The sequence below is a fragment of the Paenibacillus sp. Negev47 genome, assembly GCF_058313655.1.
The window spans coordinates 2,529,183-2,541,433 of record NZ_CM177754.1 but is presented as its reverse complement, the minus strand read 5'-3'; the positions used below and the strand labels follow the sequence as shown (position 1 = coordinate 2,541,433).

The 12,251-nt window shown below is 40.3% G+C and carries 11 protein-coding genes; 1 reads left to right on the top strand and 10 read right to left on the bottom strand.

All coding sequences use genetic code 11. The features are described from left to right. Positions 1-388: 388 nt before the first annotated feature. The 5 genes from AC4G47_RS11715 to AC4G47_RS11695 all read right to left on the bottom strand — a co-directional run bounded on the left by AC4G47_RS11715 (position 389) and on the right by AC4G47_RS11695 (position 3,060). Complete coding sequence (locus AC4G47_RS11715; protein WP_458122970.1) at positions 389-529, bottom strand: hypothetical protein; 141 nt, start codon at positions 527-529, stop codon at positions 389-391. Between the two features lie 87 nt (positions 530-616). Beyond that, the gene (locus AC4G47_RS11710) at positions 617-760 is read right to left on the bottom strand and encodes a hypothetical protein (protein WP_491106097.1); all 144 of its coding nucleotides are present in this window, start codon (positions 758-760) and stop codon (positions 617-619) included. Between the two features lie 403 nt (positions 761-1,163). Continuing rightward, positions 1,164-1,592: a 3-hydroxyacyl-ACP dehydratase FabZ gene (gene fabZ, locus AC4G47_RS11705; RefSeq protein WP_458122972.1), complete on the bottom strand. Its 429-nt coding sequence runs from the start codon at positions 1,590-1,592 to the stop codon at positions 1,164-1,166. A gap of 64 nt (positions 1,593-1,656) precedes the next feature. Then, positions 1,657-1,998 (bottom strand): hypothetical protein, encoded by a 342-nt coding sequence (locus tag AC4G47_RS11700; protein WP_491106096.1) that lies wholly within the window; start codon positions 1,996-1,998, stop codon positions 1,657-1,659. Between the two features lie 87 nt (positions 1,999-2,085). Next, on the bottom strand, positions 2,086-3,060 hold the full coding sequence (locus AC4G47_RS11695; protein ID WP_491106686.1) for a phosphotransferase enzyme family protein: 975 nt from the start codon (positions 3,058-3,060) through the stop codon (positions 2,086-2,088). Between the two features lie 740 nt (positions 3,061-3,800). On the opposite strand from AC4G47_RS11695, the gene AC4G47_RS11690 reads away from it, so the two are divergent. Continuing rightward, complete coding sequence (locus tag AC4G47_RS11690) at positions 3,801-5,126, top strand: hypothetical protein (protein ID WP_491106095.1); 1,326 nt, start codon at positions 3,801-3,803, stop codon at positions 5,124-5,126. A gap of 177 nt (positions 5,127-5,303) precedes the next feature. Here AC4G47_RS11690 and AC4G47_RS11685 read toward each other — a convergent pair whose 3' ends face one another. The 5 genes from AC4G47_RS11685 to secA2 all read right to left on the bottom strand — a co-directional run bounded on the left by AC4G47_RS11685 (position 5,304) and on the right by secA2 (position 11,166). Next, entirely contained in the window at positions 5,304-5,891 is a 588-nt protein-coding gene (locus AC4G47_RS11685) for a hypothetical protein (RefSeq protein ID WP_491106094.1), read from the bottom strand. A gap of 825 nt (positions 5,892-6,716) precedes the next feature. Continuing rightward, on the bottom strand, positions 6,717-7,265 hold the full coding sequence (locus tag AC4G47_RS11680) for a hypothetical protein (RefSeq protein WP_491106093.1): 549 nt from the start codon (positions 7,263-7,265) through the stop codon (positions 6,717-6,719). 245 nt (positions 7,266-7,510) lie between these two features. Beyond that, a complete protein-coding gene (locus tag AC4G47_RS11675) occupies positions 7,511-7,930 on the bottom strand; it encodes a hypothetical protein (RefSeq protein WP_491106092.1) in 420 nt (139 codons plus the stop codon). Positions 7,931-8,215: 285 nt separating this feature from the next. Beyond that, positions 8,216-8,500: a hypothetical protein gene (locus AC4G47_RS11670; RefSeq protein ID WP_491106091.1), complete on the bottom strand. Its 285-nt coding sequence runs from the start codon at positions 8,498-8,500 to the stop codon at positions 8,216-8,218. Positions 8,501-8,901: 401 nt separating this feature from the next. After that, positions 8,902-11,166, bottom strand: coding sequence for an accessory Sec system translocase SecA2 (gene secA2 / locus AC4G47_RS11665; protein WP_491106685.1), 2,265 nt, complete (start codon positions 11,164-11,166; stop codon positions 8,902-8,904). Between the last annotated feature and the right edge of the window lie 1,085 nt (positions 11,167-12,251).

The following is a 12,251-nucleotide window of genomic DNA, read 5'->3' as shown; positions in this document are numbered from 1 at the left end:
CCAGCGCATACTCGCAAGCGTCTTGCCTCCACCTGTGGGAATAGACAAGGAGTAAATGTCCGACTCACGAAATGCAAACTGTTCGCATAGATCGGAAATCTCTCCTGACGCAACGCCTCAATCGGATTATTCGAGCTTATCTGATGAAGGTCGTTCATAAGGGCATCGTAACTTTTTTTGAAAAAAGCTTGTAATCCGGCGCCTCAGCCGGAGGCTCGTTCTCTTCAAACTCTCGGGTGTTACTTCGGTCTGCATCGATCATACAACTAAATATGTATTTCGTCATGAGTGAAGCCGTGATCAGCGGCTTTACGATAAAATTCTTTCATTCTTCGACGGCTTGAGCTAATAAGTGGTCAAGTTCTTCCGTTGTTACATGCTGATGGAATTATTGCTTGGCTTGCTCATAATGAGGCAGATCATTATTCTGGACAAGTTTCAGATAAGGAGATTCCCGGTCCGGTGATACATAATCCCGCAGTCCCTGATGGTGTGAGATGATGCAATTCGCCAGCCATTCTGCTGTCATCCGACTTGGTACCTTCTGGTCAGGCCCACCATTTGGACGACGGCAAGCTGGATATAGTTTTTGAATTCATCGGTGAACTTGCCCATATCATGTAATAATCCTGCCAGCGCTGCCAGATGTTCCACGTCCATTTTGCCCCGGCTCGTCACTGGCTCTGCTTACCTCACGCAAATGCTCGACCACCGTCTGAATTGCCGAGTCGTTGACTCGTATATGAACAATGTAGGTCACAAGTGTCCTCCTCATTTGGTTTGAACAACACAAACTTACTTTGGTATTCAGGGAATTCGACTTGTGTTTTACATTTTGACAAGAATATTCTTTTTACTTTACATGAAATTGTGAAATTTTATAGCAGAAGGTGAAAACAAAAAAACTCCACAGGCCAAAGCTTGAGGAAAAGTTTTACAAAATTATGTAAATCCTTCATAGTAAAAGTTACTCCTTTTAGTTTTATGGCACTTACATAACTCCTCGATTGCTAAAATTACGTAATCAAATTATTTTGGGATGCTGAATTATGTATTCTTTTACCTTCCTTAATATTCAGGCGGTTAGTTGAATAAAGCAGCCGATCACACTGTGTCAGCTGCTTTATTATGTATTAAGCTAAGGTTTGCCGTTAGTTGAATGCCTAAATAGAACTAAATGCAAACATTATTTCTGCTTCACAAACCAATTCATTGTTTACCATTGCGATGCCTGTTCCTTTGACAATCTGTCCCTTGGTTCGGTTCACTTCGAATTCAAGATGGAGTTGATCCCCTGGTTTTACTTGCTTTTTGAACCGACAATTATCAATACCAGTCAGTAACCCAATCTTATGGTTATTGCTCTCTACGTTGGACATTGCGATACCACCCACCTGTGCCAGTGCTTCTACAATCAAGACTCTAGGCATGACAGGATAATCGGGAAAGTGACCAAGGAAATAAGGTTCATTGAAAGTCACATTTTTGATTCCAACGGCTTTCATTCCCTCAACAATTTCTAAGATTCTATCGACCAAAAGAAAGGGATATCTATGGGGAATAAGCTCTTTAATTTGATTAATATCAAGCATGGATTTCCTCCTCTAATATTGGCTTATAACCATTCTAACGTCATTTGGAGAAATCAGCCATTATTCAACTAACCTGCCCGTTAGTTGAACAAAAGCAGCAGATACAATAGTTTTGTTCCATTCCACATGTGTATGAGCCTGGCTCCAGTTTCGAAAATGTCTTTATATCTGTATAATCCTGATTAGGCTCCAAATCAATATAGTCTTTTGTTGGTACACCACCTTCGTCTACTACTTTGTTGTTTTTTATCAACCTATACCCTGCTCCGCCAATAACATTCACTATTTTTTTGCTTTTATTTTTGAAAGTATATATTATTTCAGTATTATTTTCCTTTGTACAGCCTGCAAAAATCATACACACTACTAAAACTAACATTATAATGGAGCTATTCATTTTCGTCATTAAGATCATCTCCGTGTAATTAGACGAACACTTTCTTGAATAGGTTGCTAATTTCAATGCTTTGTCACTATACAGGTAAACCACCTGTTAGTTGAACAAGAAACTTTCTCCTTTAGAATATTTTATAAAATAATGTTGAATAACTGATGAAAGATTAGCTGCCAAAGATTGTTGTTCGTTTGGATTTAAAGAATGAAATGCGAAAGTCCTTATTATTGACCATATAAAGAAAGCTTCTAATAACTCTATATAATTTTCTTGTAGTTGATTTACTTTACTATATGATTTAACGAATATTTTCCTATTTTCAACTGAAAGATGCAAAAATGTTTCAGCCATATCAAATAAATAAAAGCCATAACCACAATTCGAAAAATCTATTGGTCGAGGAATATCTTCATAAAACACATAATTACTCTCGTGAAGGTCGGAATGAATGATTCCCCAGTTACTCTGTTCTCCTTTATGGCTTTGTATCATTTTTGCTATTTTATGTGCTGACTCCTCCACATAAGCAAATGCTTCACTTGACATAAGTTCTAAACTTACCAACTGTTTTAATTGATTAAGTGAAGAATATAAATGATCGGAATTGTATATTGGTCTATTAAAGTCGTCAGGTGCATTCCACTTCATAGAATGTTTATGTAAAGCCGCCATTAAAAGAGCCAAATTTGCAGTTTCATTACTTGTTGGTTCTCTGTTAAGCACCTTACCATTAACCCACTGGTGAACAGTCACAAGGAATTTATTATCATAATGATCAGTTGATATAACTGTGACCAGATCGCCTTCAAGATTTCTTATAGGATTAGGTACAACAAGACCTGTATCTTCATCCAAGGCTTCAAGCCAAATGAGTTCTGATTCGATATTTTCCTTTGAGTAATTGGAACTCTTCGAGATATGGATTTTGATAAGAAACTTCGGATTATCGTCTTTTGTATGAACTCGGAATGTAACATTATCACTTTCCCCGAGGTATACAACTTTCCCACAATTTATCGGGTATTGAATTAACGCTTCTTTCGCTACCTTCGTATAATCCTCTTCACAAAACATACTACCCACCCCAGTTGTTTCCATTTTATAAAATGATTATATCAGGAACATTTATGTTATGAAGACCAAGATTGATTATAAACAAACTCTACTGTCCATCAGTTTAAAAAGAGGCGCGTTCACAGTATCGTCCGGATACAACAGAAAATGACCAACAATTAATCAATATGTTGTCGACTTAAGTAATTCCTTATTCAACTATCGTTTCCCGTTAGCGTAGAATGGTTTCTTGATTTCTCCAAAAAATAATTAGGCATTTACCCTTATGTCCATTTGCCTCAATTACCTATTACAACCCATATATAGCTGGGAACTGCGTATGCTTTAAATCAGTTGCATCCTTACCATGATTATCCTTCCTATTACGATAATCGTTTCTATACTTTTCCAGCCTATCTTGTCAATGCAATAGACTAGCTATTTGCCTGACAACAAGGAGAACACGTCTATCTCGTTAAAAGTGGCGCGTTAATTAAGATGGACGCCACTTCGTTCACACCTGTCTGAAGAGACTCGGGTAGTTCAGTAGTCGTAAAAGATATAACGAAAATTAGCGTGAATAATCTAATATTCTAATGATCTTATTTCCCACCTCTAATGTATTTTCATCAGCCTCATGCGTGCAGAATTGGTCAACGGACTAACGATTTACATTGGAAATATTTACTCATTAAACTGTGTTCTCATCTTTGTTAAAGTGGATAAGCATTATGAAGACAAAGACGGGAGTTTTAATAGACATGAATGTTCGCACCAAATCCATCATTGGCTTGCTTTGCGTGACAACATTAGCGGGCACGTATTTCAGTTATACGGAGCATCAGAATAATCAACAATGGGAGCAACAACAACAGCGCAATACGCAATACTGGTCGCATATGCAATCGATCTACCTGCGCGAATTCGACTATGCGCTTGCGGAGTCCCTTGCGGCATCTACGTTTACAGATCGACAAGTTTCCCTCCAATCTGCGATTGAAAGTGCCAATGTTATCTTGCAATATGTAAGGAGCGCATCTGCTACAATGAACTTTCCATCTTGGTCCTCGTATGAGTGGTTCATCACGGAAGGCAGCCGCTACTTGGCCTATCCCGCCAGCGAGAAGGGAATTTCGCTCAACCCGGATCAATTAGAACAAATTCAGCGTTTGAGAACGTTCGCGAGGACCGCCCAACCTTATCTCGAGCAGATGAGAAAGAAAGCTGTTGATTCCTCTTTATCAGATATACAACAGATTTCGACCGAAATGGAAGAGGCCTTGTCTCAACTCGACTCGGTCTTCACGTCCGGCAATAAAGCCTTTAACGAGTTCCTGTACAACCAGAATCCTTACATACCTCTGAAGCCAGGAACCGTTTTCGCCGGTGAAACCACTTATACGGCTACGGAGCTTGCGGCCAAAGCGAAAATTTTCATGGGCGAGGCTTGGAATAAAGGAGTAGGTAAGCAAATCGTCCACATGTCCTCCGGCGGGATCGGCCCCGAGTTCGGAGAAGTCATGGATTTCAATTTATCGGACACCGATGGGAAACCAACCAGCTCCTATATTGCAACACTAAGTAAAAGCGGACACGTGCTCCAAGTGAGACGCAAGGGCTCAATCCCCGAAGAAGCAGCTGTGGAGCAATCTGTGGACTTAAAGCAGGTTATCGCGGTTGCCGACGCCTGGATGGTGCGATGGTCTGACGAACGTCTGACATTAGTAGCGAAAGAGATAAAAGAAACCTCCATTTATCTCAAGTATATTCCGGTCCGGGAGCAGGTTTCCATTCCGCAGATGAAAGTCGTTTGGCAATTTGATCGCCGTACTGGTGCGTTAAAGAGCTTTGATGCGTCTAAGTATTATACCCATTACAATAAAACCTTCCCCATTCACCCGAAGCTGACAGCGGAGCAAGCCTCCGCGAAGCTTGGCCCAAAAGTTAACGTTTCGGGTAAGCCAAAGCTAGAGCTCCGCAACGACAAGCTCGTATATGCATTTCCCGTCACTGGGATCGAAGGCGTTTCTCATGTATATATCAACGCCCGCACAGGCGCTGGCGAAGGCATTAATTACAACTTTTAACCACAATAGAAAAGGCAGTCCCGCGAATACCTGCGGACTGCTTTGATTTTTGAGTTCCAATCTTGAGTCACCACTTCTTTTTTTACTTATTTATGTCACCGACAGCCCAACATAAAAAATGAGGATCGGTTACCTTTTTAGAGTATTGAGCTACCGTTTCCCGTTAGTTCAATTAGTTCATTCCCATTCAATATATCTCTCTTCTCCACCAAATAGTTTATCTGCTACTAAGTCTCCATCTTTACTAAAGGCTCTTATTGTCCATGTATCCTCTGAGTACTCATCTAATACAAACAGCACATAATTATCAATAACCTCTTTCAAATGGTAGTCATCACGATTTGCTTTCACATTCTCAAGAGATAATTCGTAGGTTTCAGAGGGCAAAACACTCTCTATGTGATTTCCAAGTGCGATATATTTGATATGTGATTCTCTAGCTGTTTTTACCGCAACTAAAAAATAGTTTGAATCACCAATTCCAGCAGTTTCAAACGGTTGGTCTTCCTCGATCCAATGACCAACTGTACTCCCAACGTAACGATATAGGACATTGAACTCCTTTTTTAATCCAGTTATCCCGAATGTCTTATCGTGTTTATCTTCAAACAACACAGCCTTCCCAAAACCATTAACTTCTTCGGACCGCACAATTTTGACGTCGTTTGGTATTGCATTTATTTCTTTGAAATGTAATCCTTCTAGGGCCACAATTAGAAAAATCCCTAATATCAATAGGCTTGCAATAAATATAATCTTTTTCATTGGATATCTCCCCAGTTACCATGACTAAAAGTAGATCTCTCTTATTAGACGTTAAATTAACCTTAAAGTTCCATACCCTATTAAGCATAACACCTCACTAGCCCGGCCGCTCTCCTGTGTTTGTTACTAACGTCTCCCGTTAGCTTAGATGCTTAACTGTAATTTTGAAATCAACTCTTTGTATCTCGTATAATAGTCTCTAATAGAAACAACTGTGTAATAAGAAGAAGGCACTAATTCAACTAATAAACAATCGTCATAAATTAGGCTAATATTCAATTCTTTTTCTGGCTGTATTCCTTTTTCTAAAAGCCAACTTGCTAATTCTTCATATATTTATTGGCCTCTTCATCCATAGACCTCTCTTCTGAGAACCCTCCAGCAAAGCTGCGCCACCATATTTTTTATGAATGATATATCTCATTGTATTCAATTAAATTATTTTCACTTTGATAAAATAAACCTTGATAAAACAAATCTTTCTCATCTTCCAGGAAATTTACAGAATGTTCAGAAATTCGTTTCGATACCGCATTCCATAGCTCTCGGAACCGTATTTCAAAGTTTTCTTGAAACTCACAATTTTATGTTATGTAAAGGAATTTAAATTCGTCCCTATTTCGACTTCGATTTAGGAATATATTTTGAATATAAATCAAAAAAATTCAATGAAATAATAGCTTCCTTTCTAATAAGCAATGTATTATTCATTTGGTATCCCTCCTGAGTGATCAGCAATTAATGCAATAATGATGGTTTTTTCAGTTGTTTGTTTAACTATCCCTACCCATTAGTTGATTAATTAAACGTTACCTTGTCATTAGCTTATTCTCGATTGTGATCTAGCCCTTTCCCAAAACAAGTCTTATGAGGTAAATCCATATTGTTGTATGATTCGAGTAGTTCGGAACGAATATCCAGTGTTTTAATAGTGAGTATATGTCCATTTATCGTGTTAGCAATCATTTCAATTTCAGATAAATTGTATGAAGTTATATCCATTTTCGAAATGATCACTTGCTTACCAAGCACTTCTGATAAAGAAGAGGTAATTTGTTTCTTTACATCGCCATTTAAACTTTCAAACTGGAGTACAAGGTTTTCAAGGTCATCCTTACTAACTTTCATCAAACTGTGGGATTGGATAGCACTATGCTTTGGAGATGAAGACTTGGTAGCATAAATCTCAATGATGTCATCCATTTTAAATTCATAGTTTATGCCTTCTTCTGTTTCAACAAATAGGTAGCCCTCATTTAGTTCTCTAGAAACACCACGGAAAAATTCATCTTGATTATTAACCTTAAATACTACAGAACGTTGTTCTTTAACTGTCATCTCAATAAATTGTCTCTTATTCATCATATCATGCAATGTGTTCCCCTCCCTTTAGAGATAAAGTATTCTATATGAGGTGTGTTATTCCCTTGTCATTCAACAAACCTGCCCGTTAGTTGAACAAAGGAGGCAGTCGATCACGATGGTCGGCTGCCTCCTTTGTTTTTATTGAGCTATCGTTTCCCATTAGTAGAATGAATATTTTACTTTTACAATTTCCAAATCCCCCTCTTCTCCTATAAATAATCAAAAGTGGGGCTCGAATATCAATTACGTTCTTATTATGTTGCATTAAGAATGAATTGTCCTTCTTCAGCTTTAATTTCAAAGAAGTACTTTGTATCATTAATCAGGCCATCTAAATGCTTGCTGGTCCCAGGAGATACTTGGAATTCCTCAATGACAATATCCCCTTTCGCATCTTTAACTCTTAATAACACGTTTCGGTTACTATTTGCATCATTAATGATGGCCTTGTCCCAGAAAATAGTATCGTATTCAATTGAGTCTTTACCATCAAATATTATAGGGTTCCATTCGTCTATGATGTCTTCAGCATCAATAACGGATGTTAATTTTGGCGAAAAATAATTATGAACATATCCTACATTGAGATAAACCTGATAAGAACAAACAAAAACTATTGTTACAATTAGCAGTAAACCAACAAGGCCAATTATCCTAGATTTACCATTAACCATTTCTTGATTCCTCCTTGTTAATTGTATTGTTAAACGTAAAAGGAGTGCAATCGCTCAAGAAGTTAATTTACTTTATTTTACTTTCTATAAAACTTAGATAAAACCTTTTTTCTACGAAACTAAACTGCCTGTTACTTGAACAAAAGCAGCCGATCACTTGAACTGCACCTCCAATTGCTAGATAGTGTCTAACAATTGGGGTGCAGTTCACACGCTGCTTTCTTGGTTTTATTAAGCTATCGTTTCCCGTAGCGTATAATGCCGCCTTAGTGCGGTCCCTATTAATCATTTATGGGAATCCTCGTTTCCAAACAACTCTTGAATTTTTGTTGTCAATTCCTCGTTGTGGATGTAATAATGCCCGCCCTGCGAATTCGGAGTGAATCCCAACTTACTCTTGTGATCTTCCCGCAAAGATACCGAGTACAGGAAGCCACTTCTGTCTTCTTGGTTCGAATCAGGCTCTAATTTTATATCTTTTATTTGATCGATCCACTCTAGGATCAGTTTTTGGTTAGAGATCAATTTCCGCTCGCCTGAGCCACCGTCCGTAATCTCAATAGAAACCACGTTCGCAATATCCCCTGGATAGAGTTCTTATAATGTCATTGTAGTCAGCTTCTCAGCTTGAGGTTCACTGCAAGCAATGATCGCAATCCCCATGAGTAGCAGCAGTAGAATGCACATTATTTTCCTCATGTTCCTCCTCCTTTTTGCTACTCAGACGTACCTATAGTAACTTATGCTTCTAGCTCAACGAAAAGTGGAGCAGCTGCCAACGGCAAACTACTCCTTTCATGTTTTGCACTACCGTTTTCCGGTAAGTTTTATCTCAAACCTAAATTTGTCGCATCTGAGATAATTTCGCCCCCGAAGTACCAAATGATCTTATTGGGATAGCGTTTATGATTGTTTACTCAACCATTCCGCATAGTTCTCTTTTTCTCCAATTAAAAAGCTACTCTGCATAACTATTTTGACAGACTGTATACAGGCCACAGTGCCAACTTCAAAATTTTGCTGCCCCAAAAAGCCAAAACGGTCGTTCCGGTCCATGAACTCCGCTTATTCTGGCTGTACTGGTCATTGATAATATAGGTCCGGGTGGAAGTAGGGCTTTTGAGACCGAGCTTTTCCCACTCCTCTGGATCATTTGAACCCCCAAGTTTTGTAAGCATATCCGTAGACTCCTTATTGATTTTAGCTGGAATTTGCTCGTAGGCCTGGGTGATTTTTGCATGAAATTCGTCGATTGGATTACGGCTGGCAATGCTCTCCAAATGGATGCTTTCGCGAAGGTAAGAAACGTATGCCAGATGTTCAGCCCAGAACTCGTCGATATAAAAAAGCCGTACCCGCTGCTCCGAAGGGCTCATTGGCAGCTCGCCTTTCAAAATTTTGAGTCGCTCAGCGTATAGAATTCGCCTCTGATCCTCCACCATATCGGAATAACTATTCAGTTCCTGGTGGATATCGAAGTTTTGGCCCATAATAACGCGCTGAACATGCTCGATTTTACTGCGGAGCATTGACTCCTCGAGAGCCTCCTCCTGCCGAGGAGCGCGAACCACTTTGTGGATTCCGAACTGAAGCATCAACTCGTCCTCTAAGCTGACGAAAAATACGGAAGCTCCCGGGTCGCCCTGGCGGCCGGAACGCCCGCGCAGTTGATCGTCAATCCGCACGCTTTCGTTCACATATGTACCTATCACGTATAATCCTCCCAGCTTGGCGACAACTTCTGCCTTCTCCGGGTTGCCGCCGCCGAGCCGAATGTCGACGCCGCGACCTGCCATATTTGTAGACACCGTTACGGCGCCGATTTCTCCTGCTTTAGCTATGATTTTGGCTTCTATTGCGTCGTTTTTCGCATTCAGAACATGGCATTGTACATTGGCGTTCACCAGCGCCTCCGCCAGTTTGTCAGACTCCTCAACGCTAGACGTACCAATGAGAATCGGACGTCCCATCGCATGGATAGACGAAATTTCTTGTACAAGCGCCTTTAGCTTGGCTTCTTTATGAGTGTAAATTCGGTGCGGGTGATCGATCCGTATGTTTGGCTGATTCGGCGAAATTTTCACGACCTGCAGCGCATAAATATTCTCAAATTCCATTGCTGAAGCCTGCGCCGTAGCCGTCATTCCGCAAATTCCCGGATACAAACTAATGAAGTGTTGAATGGTAATCGTTCCGAGAATTTTCCCTCCTGCCTTCCACTCTAGTCCTTCTTTGGCCACAAGCGCAGCTTGCAGTCCATCCGGCAAATACCTGTTCTCCGCCACACGACCGGTATATTCATCTATTAATTCGATTTGACCATCTCTCACGATATAATTGACATCTTTTTTTAATAACGTTTCCACATGCAACGCACAATTTAAGGACGTTAAGAAATGACTATTATGGCTATCGTACAAATTGCCGCTTCCGAGCAGGGACTCCACCTTCGCAGCGCCAGCTTCATTCAAATATACGTTCCGCTTAAACTCGTCGAATTCGTAATGCTCTACTTCGTTGAGCTGCCGAGCCACTTCTGCGAAACGAAGGTCGTCGCTCTTGGAAGAGCTCGACTCGCCGCTGATGACTAGCGGCACCCGCGCTTCGTCCAGAAGCAATGAATCCGCTTCGTCGACGATGACGTAGTGGAATGGACGATGCACCGTATCAGCTTCGTTTAGGGCGATCGTGTCGCGCAAATAATCAAATCCCGCTTCTTTAGCCGTCACATAGGTTATATCGTTGGCGTACGCTTCCTGTTTCTCCAAAAGGCTCATACCAGCTTGAACTGAGTTTACACTTAACCCGAGAAAACGATAGATCGGACCCATCCACTCGGCATCTCGACTTGCCAAATAATCGTTAAACGTCAGCACATGAACGCCTTGGCCAGTCAGCGCATTTAGGTAAGCAGGCATAACAGCAGAGAGTGTTTTTCCTTCGCCCGTATGCTGCTCGATCAAAAATCTCTCATGCAAAGCGATGGCAGCCATGATCTGCACATTAAAAGGCTGTAATCCGAGCTTTCTCTTCGCTACCTCACAGACCAACGCATAGGCATCGACAAGTAGCTCATCCAAAGGTGTTCCCCACTTTGCTTCCTTTTTCAAGCGGAGAGATTCTTCTTGGAGCCGCTGATCGTCCCAAGCCTCCAAATTTCGTTTTCTGATGAGTTCCACCTTGTCTCGATATCCTTTTAACTGTTGCTGGGCATCGCGGTCTTTGAACCTCCGCATCAAGTTGACGACTATACTCACTGGTTTATTCCCTCCTCGGTCATGATCCTATAACTACTGAAATCTCACTAAGCAATAACACTACCCACTGTAACTGTGATACCAGCTTCCGATGTAGCTTTCTTCAAGAAGGCTTGTCCTATTAAATTGTATTCTAGTATGACTTTACATACGTACTTACTTGGTGAAAGTTTCCATATAATCTCAAAATATTGAATTAAATGATTTGGTATATTTGCGAGAAATCCATCATAAGGTAGTCGCTCATTACACCAGTAGCTCACGTACTTATATTGATCTCCTATTTACTTTGAAAAGCACTCTCTGCGTCATCTTCTGTAAAAATTGCAGAGACATTGTAATAAAATGCCCGTTAGCTTAATGATATTCCGGTAAATTAGTTGTTTGACTGATTAATAGTATGTTGTTCTTATCCTTGGCTCAAAACGAGTTTATAAGCATCAATTTTGCGATCTTTATAGTAAATCGTTTTTGTCACGTGTTATGATTTCCAACAACCTAAATGTTTAGATATTAATCTAATCTGCAATGGCACATTGTTCTTGTCCTGTTCAATCAACGGTACTATGTTCTTGTGCTGAGCTTGGGACAAGAACTTGGTTCCTTAAAAATAACCGCTATAGATAGAGGTAAACAGAATCCCGAGTCTGTCCGATTAATATGTATAGAGCCTTTGACAAGGATGAGTACAGTCTAGGTGACCGCTGCACAGGACCGGTAACCACTTCTGGAGAAACGTACAAAGTGAGGGAGTGGTAAATCAAACGCCAATACACGTTGAGCGTCAGTTGAAGGAGTATTGTAAGGAGTTGCCGAAATAATAATACGGAAGTTGGGCTATGAAAGGCTGAGAAGGTGTAGATATCGAATACATAAGTACATCAGAAAATCGTGGTGCTGGTAGCTGGGTAGACAACCAGTTGGAAGAATTCCGGATGCTTTTATAGAAGATTAAAAGGTGTGAAAATAAGACAGAATGACGCCTTGCACAACATGTAGACGCTCGATTTCAAATACTGCTATTATTTGCCCGTACTGTGGTGAACATTACGGTAAAATGAACG

Excerpts from the sequence above, each read along its gene's own strand:
- AC4G47_RS11685 (WP_491106094.1), bottom strand. The coding sequence starts at position 5,891 with ATGAAAAAGATTATATTTATTGCAAGCCTATTGATATTAGGGATTTTT.
- AC4G47_RS11690 (WP_491106095.1), top strand. The coding sequence starts at position 3,801 with ATGAATGTTCGCACCAAATCCATCATTGGCTTGCTTTGCGTGACAACA.
- AC4G47_RS11695 (WP_491106686.1), bottom strand. The coding sequence starts at position 3,060 with ATGTTTTGTGAAGAGGATTATACGAAGGTAGCGAAAGAAGCGTTAATT.
- secA2 (WP_491106685.1), bottom strand. The coding sequence starts at position 11,166 with ATGCGGAGGTTCAAAGACCGCGATGCCCAGCAACAGTTAAAAGGATAT.
- fabZ (WP_458122972.1), bottom strand. The coding sequence starts at position 1,592 with ATGCTTGATATTAATCAAATTAAAGAGCTTATTCCCCATAGATATCCC.
- AC4G47_RS11700 (WP_491106096.1), bottom strand. The coding sequence starts at position 1,998 with ATGACGAAAATGAATAGCTCCATTATAATGTTAGTTTTAGTAGTGTGT.
- AC4G47_RS11715 (WP_458122970.1), bottom strand. The coding sequence starts at position 529 with ATGACAGCAGAATGGCTGGCGAATTGCATCATCTCACACCATCAGGGA.
- AC4G47_RS11675 (WP_491106092.1), bottom strand. The coding sequence starts at position 7,930 with ATGGTTAATGGTAAATCTAGGATAATTGGCCTTGTTGGTTTACTGCTA.